Source organism: Paenibacillus lautus (assembly GCF_050482385.1).
Classification (GTDB): domain Bacteria; phylum Bacillota; class Bacilli; order Paenibacillales; family Paenibacillaceae; genus Paenibacillus_AQ; species Paenibacillus_AQ lautus_B.
Genome location: NZ_JBCNHV010000010.1, coordinates 451,388 through 469,049, shown reverse-complemented (window position 1 = coordinate 469,049; position 17,662 = coordinate 451,388). Strand labels below are relative to the sequence as shown.

The following is a 17,662-nucleotide window of genomic DNA, read 5'->3' as shown; positions in this document are numbered from 1 at the left end:
AGAATAAAATCATGTCTGAAAATGAAGTGTTATCGATTCAAGACCTGCGCATGAAATATGATAATCGTTATGTGCTGAACGGTATCGACTTGGAAGTACGCCGCGGCGAGATGATTGGATATATCGGTCCGAACGGGGCGGGGAAGAGCACGACGGTCAAGATTATGCTTGGGCTGGTTGAGGGGTACACGGGGACAGTCCGCATATTCGGTCAGGATATTTCCGATGGGAATATCGATTATAAACGGAGAATCGGATATGTGCCCGAGGTGGCGGAATTGTACGATCAGTTAACGGCTGCCGAGTATTTGACTTTTATAGGTGAGTTGTACGGACTTACATATGATGCAGCGGATTATAAGGCAAAGCAATTAATGGATTGCTTTGACATGGAAAAGGCCTATCATTCACGGATCGCTACGTTTTCAAAAGGAATGCGGCAAAAGGTGCTCCTGATCTCGAGCCTGCTGCATGACCCTGATCTATTGTTTCTGGATGAGCCCTTAAGCGGGCTGGATGCGAACAGCGTGATGGTGGTCAAGGAAGTACTGGCCCAGCTGTCGGCCCAGGGCAAGACGATTTTTTATTCCTCACATATCATGGACGTTGTTGAGAAAATCAGCAGCCGGATCATTCTGCTCGCTGACAGCCGGGTAGTGGCGGACGGAACGTTCAAAGAACTGCAGCAGCATTCCCATGAGGGGTCCCTGGAAGAAGTGTTTAATCAGCTGACGGGTTTCCATGACCATGCCCGTATTGCGGAACGGTTCGTATCGATCGTTCGGGAGGGAAGCTGATATGGCGGGATCGGAATCATCGTTTCGGATGCTGAAGATACTGGATCGATTTCAAGGAATCATCTCGAGAATGGGTGTCGACTATGAAACACTGCGTCGGATCCTCCATGTCAAATTGCTGATGGATTCGAGGCGCGCACCAGTCATATTATCTTCAAGCAACCGGAAGAAAGAAGAGCAGGACAAGAACCTGTTTGTCAGCTCCCTCTGGTTGTATGGCTTAATCGGGCTTGTCCTAACGCCTTTTGTGTTCTGGAGCGATCCGGAATATTTAATGCCGATGAGCATCCTGTCTGCCATCCTAATGTTCCTGATTATGAGCTCTATGATTTCAGATTTCTCATCCGTGCTGCTGGATGTGCGCGACCGCAGCATTTTGATGACGAAGCCTATCGACGGTCGAACGGTCGGATTGGCGCGATCGATTCATGCAGGAATTTATTTGCTGCTCCTAACCGGAGCGCTCTCAGCAGGCTCACTGGTCGTGGGATTGATCAAGCATGGCCTGCTGTTCTTTCTGATCTATATCCTAGAGTTAATACTGATGAATATGCTCATTCTGGTGAGCACCTCCTTGGTTTATCTGTTGCTGCTCAAGTATTGGGATGGAGAGAAACTGAAGGATCTGATCAATTATGTACAGATTGGACTTTCCGCCACGTTGGCTATCGGTTATCAGTTTGTAATGCGTTCCTTTGATCTGATTGATTTCAATTTGGTATTTACGCCGGCCTGGTGGCAGATTTTGCTTCCGCCGGTCTGGTTTGCGGCTCCGTATGAATGGTTGTTCGGCGAGGGGAGCGGGTGGCTGATTGTTCTCTCATTAATGGCCGTGTTTGTTCCGATTCTACTCATGCTGGTCTACGTCCGTTATATTCCTTCTTTCGAGCAGCATTTGGAGAAGCTGGCTCACAGCGAAGCAGGAAAAGGGCGGGAGCGCGGGCGATTGGACAGATTCTTGGCCAAAATGGTATGCCGGTCGCGCACGGAGCAAGCTTGTTTCCGACTATCTGCCAGCATGCTGAAGAACGAGAGAGAATTTAAACTTAAAGTGTACCCTACACTTGGGTTGTCCGTGTTATTGCCCTATTTATTCTTTGTCTCTACGATCCGTAACTCCTCATTGGCGGAAATCAGCCAGGGATCATCGTACTATGTTTTGCACACTATGCTCATTATGATTGTAACGGTCGTTATGATGCTGAAATTCTCCGGCAAACCCAAAGCCTTCTGGTTGTTTGGCGCAGCCCCGATGCCAAGCATGAATCCTTTATACCAAGGGGCTTTAAAGGCTTTTGCGGTCAAAATGTTCCTGCCGCTGTTCAGTGTGAATGCGATCGTGTTTCTGATCGTATTCGGTATCCGGATTATCCCAGATATTCTCATCATTTTCCTTACCGGCTTGGTGTTGATTCCTTTATCAGCCAAGGCAATTCTGCGCACTCCGCCGTTCTCTCAGGCGTTTAATATGGCTCAGCAGAAAGACGGCTGGTGGGTGCTGCTATTCTTTATTGTAGTGGGCGGATTATGGGGGTTGCATTATGCAAGCAGCACGCTTCCCTATGGTATGTTGGCATATATCCTCACGCTGCTCGTTGCGAATGGCTTGGCATGGACCAAGCTGTATAAGTAAATTAGGGAGGAAGGCATCCGATTGGATGCCTTTTCTTTGATTGTTCAGATCATGGTATAGTTGCTCTTTAAAGTCATTGTACAAGAACGTAGGTTCTTATATAATAGGAATATAGCAAATTAACTTCCTATTTCACTCCTTCACTTCATAGATCCTTGATGGATTCCCCCACTTATGTATTTAATTACCTGTTGTTATGCCTTCCGGGCCTTATATAATCAACTTAGATGATGTCAGGATGTTAAATAGTAGGATCTGAGTTTATTCTGGCTTAGTCATATTCACAAGGTCGTGGATTCTTGACAACTAATGCTTGGTTTTTAGCCACACCGGAGCTATAAACGGCGTTTATTGTTTTTGCATTTTCCATCACAGTTTCCAGACATATAAGAAGTGGCAGGCGCCATCGGAATTGACCTCAAAGAACATACATCATTAGGACGACTCGATAGAAACTGAGGGTCTGTCGGTATATCGTTTATTTACGGACGTTATAACCACCAGTGTAATCAGGTTACATCGGGAAGTGGCGTAGCACACATTTAACCATTTCTTATGGTGCAGGGAGGAAATCTTTGAATGGAAGTTATTTGGTTTATGGTGTTTTCAACATTTGAAACACTGGCAATTTATTCACTAATCATGACATTGCTTAGATTTAAGACAACAGAGTACCTATGGCAGGCGTTGATTGTCATGATCCTTGCCAACTTACAAAGCTTCATTATGCGCAACGAACTTCAATTGGATTTTCTGGCCCCTCTCATTACCGTGCTGATCTTCGTTTTCTTGTTTTCTGCTATTATCAAGATCCCAGTTATTTGGTCGGCGATATGTACCATTCTGGGTTATATGTTTTATGCTCTAATTCAGGCCGTTTACATGCTATCATTGTATGGCTCAATCGAAGCTACGCACAACAATGAAGTAGATGGTTATATACTTCAGCTATTATCATCAGTGACGGGTTTACTCATTTCTTGGATTATGTATAAGTATGCAATAGGTTTTACATATGATCTCGAAAAGTTGCGTATTAAATTTGAACACATCTTACTAATCTCCCTCATCGTAGTTGTTTTGATCTTATTGGCGATATTATTTTATCTGAATCGGTTATGGCTTCTTCTTCTCTTTTTTGGTATAACTTTTGGTATTTTCTTATTTTATGCGATCCAAACAAAGGAGTGACAATTCATGATTGAAAGAGCCGCCCTTTGGATATCGGAAGGCATTAAACGACAAGTGCCGGAACACCCTTCATCTGTTAGTGTTTTAAAGCATGCGATTGCAATTCTATTAAATATACTATTTATTGTTACATTTACTTTAGTAATCTCCATTTATACCGGACATATGAAGCAGGCAATTACAGGTTTGGTAGGCTTTGCACTGCTAAGACAGTTTTCTGGAGGAATCCACGTTAGGACGGGCGCTGGTTGTATTGTTATTACTACCGCTTTGTTTACTGCAGCGTCTTTTGTTGATTTAGGAGAACTGCCTACACAAATTTTGAACATCCTAAGTTTTTTGTTAGTCGTTTTATTTGCCCCCAGTAAGATTGCCAAGCAATCAAGAATACCAACAAAACATTATCCTAAACTTCGTCTAATTAGCTGTATTATCGTGGGGGTGAACTTTTTCATTCTATCACCAACATTATCCATAGTATTCTTTATCCAGGCACTGAGCCTAATTCATTTGAAGGGAGGTGAGTCAAGTGTCGATAATCAATAAATCTAAGCATGGCTTATTTTCATTTATCGCATCTGCTCTTACGTTGGTAGCTGTATTCTTTGTTAATACTGCAAGCCCTGTTTTTGTGTATAGTGGTGATACACCCGAGGAGCTCTTGAAATAACCTTTCCCAATATGAATTCATTATTGGATTCCGGTACCTACTAGGTGCCGGATTTTTCTATTTATCATACTTTCAACATCAACATAGCATGATTATGCTATATAGATTGAACTAATGAAAAGAAGAACCTCAACGGAGAAGGCACAATTATTCTGGAGAAGCGGTAGCGGTCGCCCGAAAGCTTTCCAAAGGAAAGCTCGCATCGGAAGCATATACTGCACCCGGATTTCAACATTTTTAATGGATTGATAGAAATCTGGGGGCAACAGCGATCGGAAGAATAATCCGTATTCGTAGTGATGCTCGGGCTGAGTCTTTAGTTCAGCTTATATAGGTAAACGGTGTCATGATGACCAGGAGTTATAAATTGCTGCTTTCTCCTTTCATCAAGGCAGTCAGGGTAAAATTGACATTGATAAAAGAACGAATGTTCGCATATAATACAAACGAATGTTCTAGTTAGAGGAGGTGGCATGATGTTTAAGAATTACCTGGAGCAAACCATAGAAATCATATATGAAGACCGGAAAGGGAATATCACCCAACGGAAAATACAGATACACAGTATTCGGGATCATCGGATACGGGCAACGTGTCTGGAGACTGGAAAACCTCGGGTGTTTAATGAACATAATATTCTGTCCTGGAGGCCCGGGAAAGGAAGGGAAACGCATGCTTCCTGATCCGGAACGAATATTGCTGAGAATCTTGGTCAACCCTCCGGCGCTTCGCATCCATGGTCCTGACTTTGTCCCCCGATCCTGCCCCAAGAGCCGGTGCTTATGTGTCATATCAGAAAATGAAAAACCCCTGACGCCAATGGCATCAAGGGTTTTCGGCTATGATCTGTAGTGGGCTCGAACCACTGACCCCTACCCTGTCAAAGTAATATTGATGCTATTTTATACAGCTAATAAACGCGAGAAGTGCCTAGAATTACGGGTTCTTTAGTATTTGTTATTTTGCTTTATTTTTAATTATCAGGAATTTGCGTCATGTTTTGCGTCAATTTTGCGTCAATCATGATCAGTAGTAGAAGAGGGGGGAGTTTCTGTTTCACGAGGAGCCTTGCGAGCAAATTTGTCGAATTTCACTGTGGTTCTCTGCCTTACTTTTTTGGTGACATGGACATAAATATCTGACGTGGTTGATAATCTCGAGTGTCCCAATCTCTTTTGAATAGCAATTAAAAGAGGATCAATCATGGTTTCATCCTCGTCTTCAATAAGAAGTGTTCCCATACTGTGTCTTAAGCCATGGAATTTAATATATCGTAAATTATGACGTTTGCAAAATCGCTCCCACCAGCGCGAAGGATGTTTGTAGTAATACGGTTGCCCTTTTCCATTATGAAAAACAAATTGGCGTTCTTTACCTAACCACTTTGTGCCTAGAGTCTTCTTCTCGAGCTGCCATTCCCTGAAATACGCCTTCATTTCTTCCATATACCAAACAGGCATGTCCACAGTGCGTATAGAGCTGACAGACTTCGGATCCTTCTCAACAGCTTTCCCTTCTTTGGTTAATGGGATATTGTTTTCAATGGAAATACAATTCTCTTCGAAAGAGACCTGAGGCCACTCTAATGCAACAAGTTCACCTCTTCTATAGCCACCTAGCATAGAGCCAAGCATAAACAGTCTCCACTTCCGTGTTTCACTATAAAGAGCGTCTACAACATCCTGTGCTTCCTTATCATTGTAATACTGGGGATTGTTTTTTTGATCAAGTTGTTTTTGTTTTCTTATCTCAATGGGTGGGGTTGGCTTCTTAATACCTTCCATGGGATTAGAAAGGATCATTTTCCACTCTTCAGCTCTTTTTAATATGTTTTTTAGAACGCGATATATGTATCCGATCGTACTGAAGTCTAAAGCAATTACCTCAGCTGAATCACCGTGATTTTCAGTTTCGTTTTTTTTAGGTTTCTTCAAGCGAGACTCGGGTTTTTCTAATTCCTTTAGGAAGTCAAGAATGTGTCCAGGCTTTATTTGATCGAGTGTTAAATGTCCGAAGGCAGGAATCAATCTGGAATTTATGTGCCTATTATACGTTTCAAGTGTTGTAGGAGATAGGTTGGAAATCGCGTAATGAGTTTTCCATAAGGTGATAAATTCTTCAAACGTTTTTTTACTTGGTTTGATGTAATTACCACTCTTTACCTCTTCTTTGAACTTGGCGTATTCATATTCAAGATACTCCTGTAACTTCTTAGGGCTCAACTTCTCAGTTACCTCTAATGTCTTCGTTTCACGTCCATATTTATTATTTGGCCCCTTACCTGTGCTCACAGTAAACTCCCAACTGTTCTTTCCTCGTTGTCGTATATTAGCCACTCTGATACCCTCCCAGCATACATATTTTAAATTCATATACGAATTTAAAGTTTTACGTGCTCGTACGATAAAGCCTTTGGGGAGTGACGATCTCTATTATTGGCTTCTAGTGCTCGTACTAGTTACGATTGGAAAACAAAGCATCCAGGTAACTCATGATTAACTTTCGGTCGTTATCTGTTATTACATGTCCGTTATATGTTAAGGGTTTGGAGTGGGCAATAATAGCGTCAAGATTTTGATTGTTTAATTGTTTTGATTCGGTCAATCTCTCCAAGATGTCAAATAAATCATAATATATAAGATCTTCACCAGAATCCATTAAATCATCCCAATTATCCCTGTTAACGAATTCCTCTAATTTTTCAAATAAGTTATCTATTGTTATCGAAGTAACGTTATTAATTTCAAGATAATATTCAATATTTTTCTTCGCGACTTGGTTGAAATCCCCGTTATCATGGAGCCATTTCATTGCGCGGTTTAATGTCCTTTTAAACTCATGTACAGGATTATCAGGATCCATTCGTCCTAACAATTCATCTATATATCCAGCTTGTATCATTAATTCAGCATATGAAACCCCTAAAGGATCAGCAAGCTTGTTAAGAATATCTGGTGATGGTATACCTCGTTTCCCATTCTCAATCTGAGATAGGTAAGGATGTGAAACATCAGACAATTCAGATAGTTCGATTAATGTTAATTTTTTTTCTTTTCTCAAAGATTTTATATATCTCCCGAATTCATTTACGTCCATAATCCGACACTCCCTTCTAAAATTATAGTATATGCAAAATCTTGATAAAGCAACATTAAAGAAAAATAATGTTGCAAACGCAAAATAAACATGATATTCTTGCTCCAGTAACATTGTTGCTGTTGCAAAAAAAAGGAGGGAAGAGTAAATGGACAAATTACAAAAAATCACTCTAACAGTCACAGAAACCGCTGATCTAATCGGAGTGTCACAAACAACGGTGTATACCATGGCGAGGGAAAAACAGATCCCTCATACCAGAGTTCGGGGACGGATATTATTTCATCGAGAGATAATTGAGTCATGGCTGCGTGGTGATTTACAAGAAATTAAACAAACATAAAGCTTGTATTTCTTAAAAAGAAGAGGTCAGAGATAGACAAACCAATTTGGAATGTTTTCGGAAAGGGATGAAGAAAAGAGAGGAGGGAGAGTGTTGCCTGAATAAAACAAATAAACTTAAGTTACAGTAGATGTGGTTTAGGGCCACTGGACGTTTAGTCAGGTTGGCAAAATATTCTCATTACCTCAGCAGTTGGGTAAACGGGATAACTGCTTTCCGACCAATTGTAGAAAAGCTAATTAACTAGTTTTTTATATACTTCTTTAGCGATGAAATCGTGTATCTCACATTTTTTATAGCCAAAAATAGAAGAATCCTCAAAGTCATTAACCATTTCGACGCACTTATTATGTGACATCTTAAAATTTCCGATTAAAAATCGAATTAATCTCCAACGAAGGGTTTCGTGAGAAGTTTGTGTTACTGCAGATATACGATTAAAACTAAATTTACTCTTAAGCATTATGTAGACGACAATATTCGGTAGGACGATTTCGGACGCAAATGCATTCGCTTGTTTTTCAAAAACTATATCTGAGGAATTTAATAAATCACTAGCTCTATCAGGAAAATTTGAATTTAAATGCCTATGTAAATAAAAATGACCTAATTCATGAGCAATCGTAAAATTTCGTCTAACAGCGGGTGAATTCTTATTTACTACAATTGTTATCTCATCTTCATCAATTGTTAAAAGACCACAGAATTTATCACTTTTAAAAGGATATAAATCCAACCTTATATTGTTGTCTTGAATCAGCCTTACCAGAAATTCATCACATCTATACGTCTTCAGATCCATTTCACGTGAATAGTATCGAGAGAACAAACTTTGAGCTTTAAGTATTGGGAAAGTGAAAATATTTTTTGTGTTTGCCATGAATCGCTAACCACCTTTATTGCGATCTTTCATTAGCCGTTCTTTCCTTACTTTAAAGTAATCTTCAAGTTCATCAGATAATTGTTCTTTTTCTTCAGGCAAAAGATCGTTGTCAGCACGGAGCCAAGCCTTTATAGAAGAGGGAGTCTCCTCAATGGAGGTTTCAACTTTAATACCAAGTAAATAATCAGCAGTCACGCCAAAAGTATCAGCTAATTTTGAAATCATCGAGGAGTCAGGGTCTCTTTTTCCAATTTCCCACATCGCTATAGTACTCGTGGATTTCCCTATGACTTTTGCTAAATCGCCCTGAGTCATATTTTTCTTTTTTCTTAATTCGGCTATTCTCACGCCAAGATTTGGTGTCATATTGAACCACTCCAATTAAAATTTCAACACAAAAAGTGAGAATAAGGGTAGACATATCACTTTTGGTGATGTATTCTGAACATAATTACTTTTGGTGATAATTGTTAAGGAGGTGATGAATTGAATCAAGTCCTGATTAATATCCGCAAAGAGCGGGGGCTTACTATAGCGAAAGCCGCTGAATGCATTGGAATCTCATATGGGATGCTTGCTATGCTTGAAACTAAAAAAAGAAGGGGAAGTGACAAAACAAAAATCATAATTGCAAAGTTCTACAATAGAACGGTTGAAGAACTATTCTACAATGACAATTAAATCACATTTAGTGATTATTTGCAATAGGAATAAATGTTCTGAGTATGTGTGATTCGTTAGAAAGGAGAAATGAAATGGCTAATACTTTTAGTGCTGATGTTATCTCTGTAATGGGTGTAAGAGGATATATTGATGAAAATGGTACAGCCAACTTGAATTTAGAGGATGTTGCAAGAGGTTTTGGATTTACCAGAACAGCTGCAAGCGGGAATAAGGTTGTTCGCTGGGACAGGGTAAGAGATTATCTTAGTGAGTTAGGCGTGCCCACAAGTGGGCACGAAGGAAAAGACAGTTTACCTGAATACATCAAAGAAAACATCTTCTACCGATTTGGAATGATAGCAAAGAACTCTACAGCGATGAATTTTCAAGCACGGGTCGCTGACGAAATTCTTCCAACAATCCGCAAAACTGGTGGTTATGTTGCAAACGATGACTTATTCATAAACACATATCTTCCACATGCAGACCCTCAAATTAAGCACATGTTTAGGGCTACACTCCAAACTGTACGAGATCAAAATAACAAAATTGCTGTTATGCAGCCAAAAGCTGATTATTTTGATGCAATAGTTGATCGTAATTTGCTGACAAACTTCCGTAGAACTGCACAAGAATTACATGTTTATGAGGGGAAATTCATTGAGTGGCTGTTGGATGAAGGTTATCTCTATCGAAATTCAAAGAAGGAATTAATGGCTTATGCACGATATATTCCTGAGTTGTTTGATAACAAGGATTGGGTTGGAGCAAATAAAGCTGGAGTTCAAACCTTAATTACGCCAAAAGGGAAGGAAACCTTTCGTTTACTTATACCGGAAGAAATTAAAAAGAAGGTGAGGAAAAGCACATGACATTCTTCGAACTGGCACGTCTCTGGTTCAATCATCCATTACAGCATGCAATTATTGTACGTAATATCCAAAAACAATCTAAAGGAGCTAGATAATATGACAATTCAAATGATTGAGTCCTCTGTAGGAGAAGCATTATACCTGTTTGGAATTATGGAAAAACATCAAGTACCATGCAGCTTGGAATTAAAAATTGACACTCAAGCTGATCCTTTTGTTGGCATTGCATCACAGCCGGTAAAAGCTGAGTATCTCGAAACATTTAAGGGTGAAGGGACCGGGGACACAGTTGTTATTACGCTGGGTGAATCAGAGTTTGCATTTGAGCTTAATTTTTCGGTTAGTAAGCATATCACAGATAGCCAAATCTCATTATGTATTGCTGGTACTAATTACGCAGCTTGGTTCAATAGCGGATTAATCCCATTTGAAGGTATTGAAGCAACGAAGAACTATATGGAATTTGATGTTGATGTATTAGAAACAGAACTATATGGAATTAATAAATATGAGCGTCAATTGATAGAACTAGTTCGAACAATTGATTTTGAGGACGTGCTGGATGCTACGACTGGCTTATTTGATGAAGCTAAGAAGGCGAAAGAAAAATCCCAGACATGCCGTTCTGTTCGCCCAGATCAAAGCGAAGGTTTTCTAGTGAGAGCAAATAGACTGGGGAAGTTAGCAGAATTATTAGGGCTAGCAAACGACGATTATCGTGACCATATTTATCCCGATGAAATGATCTAGTTGACTACAATACAGTCCTGGAGGGGATTAGAAGTGAATGAAGGGAAAATGAAAGAAGAAATGCAGAAGATCAGGACAATACCTGAAACTATTGGAAAGGAGATTTCAAGATTGGAAAGTGAAGTTACAGATTGGGTAAGCGGAAAGGTGAGTATCAAACAAGTGCGTTTGAACAGTGGTTTCACATTGGATGTCGTCTCAGAAGCAACTGGTATCTCAACTAAAAAACTTGAATGGTACGAGGAAAACCCGGGTGATATCGCCTTTGATGAGGCAATAATGTTATGTAAACTCTATGGTGTCACAATCGATGATGTTCAATTTCGAGCCGATTCCGTGCAAGACAAAGGATGCCGAAAGGTATATCCAGCGGCTAGAAGACTTCTATGGGCTACTGAAATAAAAACAAAAATGTCCGGTATCATTTTGTCTATCACTGATGATATCAATTACTCAGATCGTCACATAATAGATGAACTTCTAGATATCCTAGCTGAAATTGAGAATGAGGAAAATATAATCATGCATGAGATATCTTCTGGTCTTAAATTTGTAAAAAGCAAAAATCACCTTAACCTGTCTTTGGCGGGACGTTAAGGCGATCCAATAATCACAGGGGATTCCCTTGGCGACATTATTACATAACATCACAAGAACCGTCAAGGGGGACCCGAAAGGAGAGTCCCTAATGACAACATCAACCCGTATGTCCGAAAATGAACTTATCTCAAAAAAAAATGAAGCGCTTTATGTTACGCTCATTGAGAATTATGGGTTAAGCTTCGTGCTCCCGTTTCTCAAAGTGATTGATTCAGTCAGTTACCTAACCTTGAATGACAAAATAGAAGCTTCCAAAATCTACTTAAGCAATGTGGGCCGGATCGTTGAAAAATATTTTGTTCACTGTAATGGTCAGAACGTTAAAGTTGTTAGCGGATTTAACGATGACATGGGATTTTTTATTGAATTAAAGTGCTGGGAATGTGATGGCTTTGAATTTCACGGCACAAAGAGCCTTGGGCTAAAGGACGGTAAGCCGGTTAACAGGATCAGACAGAATTGGCATCCAGGCTTGAAACGAAAGGTGGTGCCTCATAATGATGAATCGGGATCAATTGCTTAAGTCGCATGGACTTGACATCATGATTCATAATGGTCGGTGTCCTGATTCGGATTACAACGGCAAATACCATCATTTCAAACTGAATTGGAAGCCGTTCATTTCCGATCGGGACGTGATGACAAACTTGATATTTGATGCACTGGATTGTGTTGGTATAGAAGAGCGCAGAGATTTCTTTGTACAGATGGCATGGCGCATCATAGACGGCGGAGATGCCTTGGAACGGCTGCTATCTGCGGCTTTTGGACAGCAAGAAATAGCAAAATGTTAATAAGCGGGTGGTGACATGGAAGGGTGGATCAGCCTTCACCGTAAGCTAATGGAGAGCGACATATGGGAGAAGCCGCCACTTTATATGAAAGTGTGGGTGTATCTCCTGCTCTCTGCTCAGCACAAACAATATAAAGGATTGAAGCCTGGGCAGGTCTTGACTTCAATTCCAGAGATCATAGAAGGGGTCTCGTGGATGGTAGGAGCAAGGCGGGAAAGGCCTACGAAAGACCAAGTTTTTCAGGTCTTAGAATTTTTACGCGGTAAAGCAATGAAATCGAAACGAAGCCCTGACGAAAGCAACGACACTACAGCGATGATCACGACAACGAAAGCAACGCACAAAATGCTTGTAACCATATGTAATTACGGGCTTTATCAGGATAGGAATAAGTACGAGAGCAACGACGAAAGCAACGATGATGCACCTGCGAACCCACCGCGAAAGCAACGAGCACCCGACAATATAAACAATAATGATAATAATGACAATAACACTGATATAAAAACTTCTTCTCGCAAACGCAAAACCCGCGTTTACGAAACGGATGACCGTTATTATCAAATGGCCTTATACCTTTATGGAAAGATTATGCAGCATGCGGCAGCCAATAAGGTTGAACACCTTGTCCGGGATGCTGATATGCAGAAGTGGGCGGATGAATTTAGAAAAATCATAGAGATCAACAAGCGGGATCCTAAAGAGCTTCAAGCAATTATCGATTGGTCTACATCCCATCATTTTTGGAGCAGTAATATTTTGAGTCCTAAAAAGTTGAGAGAAAAGTATCAAGAGCTCGGCATCAAGATGGCATCGGAACGGAAGGGACCGCAAAGCAGTGGAAACCGTCAAGAAAGGAATAAGGAATATCTAAATAAACGCATGGGGGAGATAGACCGTGAACAACAAGGAGCTGTTACATCTCCTTTCGGTAGTCGTCACAGCTTACCCGATAGTTCAAGTTTCTGAGGAAATGGAAACGCTATGGGGCAAGATGCTGGAGGATGTTAGTTATGATCGGGCCGCGCAAAACTTGGCCCAGCATATAAAAAAATCGAGTTACCCACCGGCCATATCCGATATCAGGGGAAACATCTCCCCCTTATCTGTGGAGAATCTACGGATGCAGACACAGGAACGGTTTCGTCTCATGGATAGCTGGGAGAGAAACGCATGCCCGCGGCCAAGGCTAACGGAGGGCAAGCAGCATGATTGATTTCAGCATGGAAGCGGAGCAGGCGGTATTAGGAAGCATACTCCTTGATCAGAGCCAAGAGACTGCGGCTAGAGCAGTAGAGCGATTGGAACCCGAATACTGGTCAGAAGCACACCGCCCTGTGTTTGAAGCGATGTGCGAATTGCAAAGGGAAGGAACCTCAATTGACATCGTGACGTTATCGCATCGACTGGAAGAGCGTGGGATTTCGGGGCCGACTGGTGGCATTGATTACCTGGGGGACTTAGTTGAGCATGTACCATCAGCCGCAAACGCAGGCTATTACATGAATATCATTGAGGTAACCGGATTCAGGCGGAAGGCACTTGATTCACTGAAAGAGCAAAGACGGTTGATAGAAGAAGAGTCGGATCCCCGAAAGGTCGCCGCACTTTTCCAAGCGGCAGCCGATGAATTGGGGAGCAAGGTCCGGTCAGATAAGAAACTAACTCGTATACACGAGGTTATGAGGGACCACGAGGACGAATTAGAGGCACGTAGCCATTCCCAAGGCATAACAGGTGTGCCGACATGCGGAGCGGACTTAAACAAGCTCACAGGTGGCCGTCAGAAGGGGGATTTGATCATCGTAGCGGCTAGGCCGAGCATGGGAAAGACGGCATTCATGTTAAATGGGTCCGTAGCTGCTGCAAATGCTGGGTTTGCTACCGCTATTTTCAGCCTCGAAATGCCAGCAAAGAAGCTTGGTGAACGAATCATAGCCAACATCGGACTTTTAGACAGCACCCTTTTACGTACAGGGGATCTTGGGCCGGATGATTGGCCGAAATACACAGCAGCCCGCTCCAAACTGGACAAGATGCCGATTTACATTGACGACACGGCCGGGATCACAATTCAGGAAATTGCATCTAAGGTCAAGCAATTAAAGAAGATCCATCAAGATTTACATGTTCAGATTGATTATCTACAACTGATCAATTCCGGGAAGAAATTTCAGAGCCGGGAGCAAGAGGTATCTTACATCAGCAAAACGTTGAAGCAGATTGCGAGGGACAATGATTGCCCAATTGAGTGTTTATCTCAGCTTAGCCGCGGGGTGGAGCAGCGCCAAGACAAACGTCCGATGATGTCCGATCTGCGGGAATCCGGGTCCATTGAACAGGACGCTGACGAGATTGATTTCCTATACCGAGACGATTATTACAACGCTGAAACGGAGAAAAAGGACATCGTTGAAATCATCGTAGCCAAAGGGAGAAATACAGGGACTGGATATACTGAAATGATTTATCTAAAGAACTTTAGCCGTTTTTGTGACATCCAACGGATTCATTATTGAATGAGGTGATAGCATGGATGCTTCTTTTTCCCATAGTGAGGATTCGGAAGAAGATGTACGCCTTATAATCAGGTATCACAAAATCTTTCTTAGGCAACTGGACGGGGCTTATAAAGATGGCCAACTTGATGAACTGACATTTCAGAGATTAAAGAGTGTGAAATGCACCGCCCAAACTAAACAAGGAATATATGATCATTTTGACCGGCTCTTTAGGGAGCTGGTCGAACACTACCAAGAACGACTAAGGAAACGAATATATAAAGGCGCTCAAATGCTGGATTCAATGTGTAAGGATCATCCGAAGTACAAACAATACATGGCCTTATATGATCAACTCTGTGAAAATCTTGGGTCATCCCTCAATCTTGATGAGTGAGATTAGATATAGATAAAAGGGCAGAAGGGACAATAGAGGATGGATAATCCACAATCACTGGATATTAATAAATTGCTTGAGACTCTGGATCATATTGGACAAAGCGCCAACAGCATTGAGATGCAAGAGTTAGCTAAGGCCTTAGCATATTCGATTAGAGCAGGTGAATTTAGAGCGAGGGAGTGAATGCATTGGAAGATCTGTTAGAGCTTTACAAAGAGGCAAGAGCGAAGCTAATGAGAGCTAAAGGGCAGCCTATGGATGAAGAAGACACGAAGCTTATTAACAGTATGCTATCCGATGTGCAATTCGTAATCGACTGGATCCAAAAAGGCCATAATCCGGGACCAAGGAGGGGCATACACCGCAGATCAGGCAGACAACGAACAATTACAGTAGATCCGCTACATATGCAGTCATACGCACAGCCTGCTGCCTATGGAAGCCCGACGACCTTATCGGACCATGAACGGTTCCAGATTGATGATGCACTGTCTACACTAAGCGAGAGAGAGAAAAAAGCATATATACTACGGTTTGGATTATGCTTCAGCTTACGTCAGGTAGCCTTAGAGATGGGGATTACGAAAAGCGCGGTGCAGACGATGTTGGAGCGAGCAGAGAAGAAGATAGCAGACAATAAAGCAAACAGCCTATTCCTTGTGGGATAGGCTGTTTTGTTTACAAAGTCCCTAAATCAACGACAACGTTTGTATTAACTTCAACTGCCTTGAAATGTGTGTCATAAATATGTAAAACAAATTTTAATTTTTTAGGCATCTTATACACAGAATTAGTTTCGGCTTCTCTAATTATACTTCCAATGTTATTTCTCATATGTAATTCAAATAATGATAGGTTATTCATATAATAATGCGAATTTCTTGTTGCTTCAGTGCTTGTTCTGGCTGTTGTCAATCCCATTCCAGGGGGCATGTAAACCACGCCAGGCTCAACTTCGATAAAAGCATTGCCGCCATTTTTTCGTATATTGTGTATGTCTTCATTCGTAAGTGAATGAGACAAGCTGTCTATTTTCAAACGCCTCATTATATCTGGCCAATTTCTATGCATGATTTTTAACAGCTCTTGATCTGAAAAAGATTTATGATCAAGAATTTGAATTAGGTAAGCATTTTCTTGATTAAATTTCACGAACAAGACATCTTTTGTTCTGTCAACAAACTTTTTGGAACTGTCTGTGTATTTTTTGCTTAGATGAAGATGATGTATCCCCCAGTCATTTAATAAAAGATCATTATATTTAACATCCTTAATGAGTTTGCTGAGATGTGGATTTATATCAAAACCTCTCTCAATTTTGTTGATAATTTCACGAAGGGCGTACTTATATTTTTTTGGACAATTAAATTCTTTAGAAACATGTACCTTTCGTTTCGTGATATCAACCACTCTTCTTCTCCAATTGAAGTAAATTATACTTACATCACTTGGTGATAGATTCGGATTAATAGTATAGCCATACTCATTCAACAAAGATATTAGGTGATTCTTCCAGTCTTCTTTGAATTTCATTTCAATATCATATAATAAAGGGCTCACTGATTAACCTCTTTCAATTATATTTAAAAAATTTAACCTAACATACGAGAGCTTTTTCACAGTGCTAACTTCCTTTGTTGTTTGTTTGTACTTATTTCAATTGCCTTTTCAATATTTACTCTGTGGACTCCTAACATATTTAGAATGTGGGAATTAAAACTAGAAATGATATAACTAGAAATTAATATTACTAAAATAATTACTGCCATTACTTGAATCATTATAGATTTGTTATCAGGATTTAAAATAGCGAGAAGAGATACCATAATTGCTATAATAGGTAAAAATGTTGGACTGAGTAACTGATTTAATATACCATTTTTTAAAATCATCTCTGCTTTTTGAACTTCTATATGTTTGAAAATTAAGGTATCTTCAGGTAAGTCTAAATAGTAATTAAGTAATTCTTTATTTCTGTTTTTTTTAATAGAAGTCCAATTTTTAAAGTCATTGTCAAAAAAAGATAGTTTTTTCTCTTCTCTCCGTTTACCGAAAAATGCATATAAAGAAACAATGATCATAACACAAATGAGAATCAAAAAGTTAATCATAACAAAACCTTCTTTCAGATAAGTTTGATAGTATATTCATCGGATGACATTAGTTATATTAATAGGTTCGATTCCTGCCAAGGCCCTATAAACGAACGAAGGAACTTCAAAATGAAGCCGATTGAATATGATCCATTAACCGGCAGCCGGAGAAATGTAAAGGATGCGTGTGGGGCCGCCGCTGACTATACAAAATATCTCGACGAGAAGCATCCTGCACTTTTGGAGGATGGCTGTAATGAGGAATTAGCATCCTTAGGGATGCTTATTTTATTTAGAGAGATGAAAAATGGCCGCTGGTAACTCAGCGGTTTATTTGTAATACTTACCACCATTCAATGGATATACATAAAGGTAT

At 40.5% G+C, this 17,662-nt stretch carries 25 protein-coding genes; 19 read left to right on the top strand and 6 right to left on the bottom strand.

Going from position 1 to position 17,662, the window contains the following annotated elements; all coding sequences use genetic code 11:
- Positions 1-11 precede the first annotated feature (11 nt).
- From ABEW73_RS13365 to ABEW73_RS13340, 6 genes are all read left to right on the top strand, one after another.
- Positions 12-797, top strand: a complete 786-nt coding sequence (locus ABEW73_RS13365; protein ID WP_430171144.1) for an ABC transporter ATP-binding protein — start codon at positions 12-14, stop codon at positions 795-797.
- Between the two features lies 1 nt (position 798).
- Positions 799-2,430: a hypothetical protein gene (locus ABEW73_RS13360; protein WP_430171142.1), complete on the top strand. Its 1,632-nt coding sequence runs from the start codon at positions 799-801 to the stop codon at positions 2,428-2,430.
- A 579-nt stretch (positions 2,431-3,009) separates the two neighbouring features.
- Positions 3,010-3,621, top strand: a complete 612-nt coding sequence (locus ABEW73_RS13355; protein WP_430171141.1) for a hypothetical protein — start codon at positions 3,010-3,012, stop codon at positions 3,619-3,621.
- A 6-nt stretch (positions 3,622-3,627) separates the two neighbouring features.
- The gene (locus tag ABEW73_RS13350; protein WP_430171140.1) at positions 3,628-4,167 is read left to right on the top strand and encodes an accessory gene regulator ArgB-like protein; all 540 of its coding nucleotides are present in this window, start codon (positions 3,628-3,630) and stop codon (positions 4,165-4,167) included.
- The gene (locus ABEW73_RS13345) at positions 4,142-4,291 is read left to right on the top strand and encodes a cyclic lactone autoinducer peptide (protein WP_430171138.1); all 150 of its coding nucleotides are present in this window, start codon (positions 4,142-4,144) and stop codon (positions 4,289-4,291) included. Before ABEW73_RS13350 ends, ABEW73_RS13345 begins: the two co-directional genes overlap by 26 nt.
- Positions 4,292-4,767: 476 nt before the next feature.
- Entirely contained in the window at positions 4,768-4,974 is a 207-nt protein-coding gene (locus ABEW73_RS13340) for a hypothetical protein (protein ID WP_430171137.1), read from the top strand.
- 333 nt (positions 4,975-5,307) lie between these two features.
- On the opposite strand, the gene ABEW73_RS13335 is transcribed toward ABEW73_RS13340, so the two are convergent.
- Positions 5,308-6,627 carry a tyrosine-type recombinase/integrase gene (locus ABEW73_RS13335; RefSeq protein ID WP_430171135.1) on the bottom strand — a complete coding sequence of 440 codons (1,320 nt, stop codon included), beginning with the start codon at positions 6,625-6,627 and terminating at the stop codon, positions 5,308-5,310.
- Between the two features lie 118 nt (positions 6,628-6,745).
- Positions 6,746-7,387: a helix-turn-helix domain-containing protein gene (locus tag ABEW73_RS13330; RefSeq protein WP_430171134.1), complete on the bottom strand. Its 642-nt coding sequence runs from the start codon at positions 7,385-7,387 to the stop codon at positions 6,746-6,748.
- A gap of 148 nt (positions 7,388-7,535) precedes the next feature.
- On the opposite strand from ABEW73_RS13330, the gene ABEW73_RS13325 reads away from it, so the two are divergent.
- Positions 7,536-7,730 (top strand): helix-turn-helix domain-containing protein, encoded by a 195-nt coding sequence (locus tag ABEW73_RS13325; RefSeq protein WP_430171133.1) that lies wholly within the window; start codon positions 7,536-7,538, stop codon positions 7,728-7,730.
- A 235-nt stretch (positions 7,731-7,965) separates the two neighbouring features.
- On the opposite strand, the gene ABEW73_RS13320 is transcribed toward ABEW73_RS13325, so the two are convergent.
- Both ABEW73_RS13320 and ABEW73_RS13315 read right to left on the bottom strand, forming a co-directional pair.
- Positions 7,966-8,610: an ImmA/IrrE family metallo-endopeptidase gene (locus tag ABEW73_RS13320; protein ID WP_430171132.1), complete on the bottom strand. Its 645-nt coding sequence runs from the start codon at positions 8,608-8,610 to the stop codon at positions 7,966-7,968.
- 6 nt (positions 8,611-8,616) lie between these two features.
- Positions 8,617-8,979 (bottom strand): helix-turn-helix domain-containing protein, encoded by a 363-nt coding sequence (locus ABEW73_RS13315; protein WP_430171131.1) that lies wholly within the window; start codon positions 8,977-8,979, stop codon positions 8,617-8,619.
- A 120-nt stretch (positions 8,980-9,099) separates the two neighbouring features.
- On the opposite strand from ABEW73_RS13315, the gene ABEW73_RS13310 reads away from it, so the two are divergent.
- The 11 genes from ABEW73_RS13310 (at position 9,100) to ABEW73_RS13260 (ending at position 15,861) form a co-directional block, all read left to right on the top strand.
- Entirely contained in the window at positions 9,100-9,294 is a 195-nt protein-coding gene (locus ABEW73_RS13310) for a helix-turn-helix transcriptional regulator (protein ID WP_430171130.1), read from the top strand.
- A gap of 74 nt (positions 9,295-9,368) precedes the next feature.
- On the top strand, positions 9,369-10,148 hold the full coding sequence (locus ABEW73_RS13305) for a phage antirepressor KilAC domain-containing protein (RefSeq protein ID WP_430171128.1): 780 nt from the start codon (positions 9,369-9,371) through the stop codon (positions 10,146-10,148).
- A 96-nt stretch (positions 10,149-10,244) separates the two neighbouring features.
- Positions 10,245-10,898: a hypothetical protein gene (locus ABEW73_RS13300; protein ID WP_430171126.1), complete on the top strand. Its 654-nt coding sequence runs from the start codon at positions 10,245-10,247 to the stop codon at positions 10,896-10,898.
- Between the two features lie 33 nt (positions 10,899-10,931).
- Complete coding sequence (locus ABEW73_RS13295) at positions 10,932-11,495, top strand: helix-turn-helix domain-containing protein (protein ID WP_430171124.1); 564 nt, start codon at positions 10,932-10,934, stop codon at positions 11,493-11,495.
- A gap of 91 nt (positions 11,496-11,586) precedes the next feature.
- The gene (locus ABEW73_RS13290) at positions 11,587-12,021 is read left to right on the top strand and encodes a hypothetical protein (RefSeq protein ID WP_430171122.1); all 435 of its coding nucleotides are present in this window, start codon (positions 11,587-11,589) and stop codon (positions 12,019-12,021) included.
- On the top strand, positions 11,996-12,292 hold the full coding sequence (locus ABEW73_RS13285; RefSeq protein ID WP_430171120.1) for a hypothetical protein: 297 nt from the start codon (positions 11,996-11,998) through the stop codon (positions 12,290-12,292). Before ABEW73_RS13290 ends, ABEW73_RS13285 begins: the two co-directional genes overlap by 26 nt.
- 15 nt (positions 12,293-12,307) lie before the next feature.
- Positions 12,308-13,261 (top strand): hypothetical protein, encoded by a 954-nt coding sequence (locus tag ABEW73_RS13280; protein ID WP_430171118.1) that lies wholly within the window; start codon positions 12,308-12,310, stop codon positions 13,259-13,261.
- Positions 13,191-13,508 carry a replicative helicase loader/inhibitor gene (locus ABEW73_RS13275; RefSeq protein WP_430171116.1) on the top strand — a complete coding sequence of 106 codons (318 nt, stop codon included), beginning with the start codon at positions 13,191-13,193 and terminating at the stop codon, positions 13,506-13,508. Before ABEW73_RS13280 ends, ABEW73_RS13275 begins: the two co-directional genes overlap by 71 nt.
- Positions 13,501-14,811 carry a replicative DNA helicase gene (dnaB, locus tag ABEW73_RS13270; RefSeq protein ID WP_430171115.1) on the top strand — a complete coding sequence of 437 codons (1,311 nt, stop codon included), beginning with the start codon at positions 13,501-13,503 and terminating at the stop codon, positions 14,809-14,811. Before ABEW73_RS13275 ends, dnaB begins: the two co-directional genes overlap by 8 nt.
- A 418-nt stretch (positions 14,812-15,229) precedes the next feature.
- Positions 15,230-15,376: a hypothetical protein gene (locus ABEW73_RS13265; RefSeq protein WP_430171113.1), complete on the top strand. Its 147-nt coding sequence runs from the start codon at positions 15,230-15,232 to the stop codon at positions 15,374-15,376.
- A gap of 5 nt (positions 15,377-15,381) precedes the next feature.
- Positions 15,382-15,861 (top strand): sigma factor-like helix-turn-helix DNA-binding protein, encoded by a 480-nt coding sequence (locus ABEW73_RS13260; RefSeq protein WP_430171111.1) that lies wholly within the window; start codon positions 15,382-15,384, stop codon positions 15,859-15,861.
- A 10-nt stretch (positions 15,862-15,871) separates the two neighbouring features.
- Here the strand turns inward: ABEW73_RS13260 and ABEW73_RS13255 are convergent, their stop codons facing one another.
- Together ABEW73_RS13255 and ABEW73_RS13250 are read right to left on the bottom strand one after the other, a co-directional pair.
- On the bottom strand, positions 15,872-16,753 hold the full coding sequence (locus ABEW73_RS13255) for a hypothetical protein (RefSeq protein WP_430171109.1): 882 nt from the start codon (positions 16,751-16,753) through the stop codon (positions 15,872-15,874).
- 56 nt (positions 16,754-16,809) lie between these two features.
- A complete protein-coding gene (locus ABEW73_RS13250; RefSeq protein WP_430171107.1) occupies positions 16,810-17,304 on the bottom strand; it encodes a hypothetical protein in 495 nt (164 codons plus the stop codon).
- 111 nt (positions 17,305-17,415) lie between these two features.
- Between ABEW73_RS13250 and ABEW73_RS13245 the strand changes: the two genes are divergently transcribed.
- Positions 17,416-17,607, top strand: coding sequence for a hypothetical protein (locus ABEW73_RS13245; RefSeq protein ID WP_430171105.1), 192 nt, complete (start codon positions 17,416-17,418; stop codon positions 17,605-17,607).
- Positions 17,608-17,662: the final 55 nt, after the last annotated feature.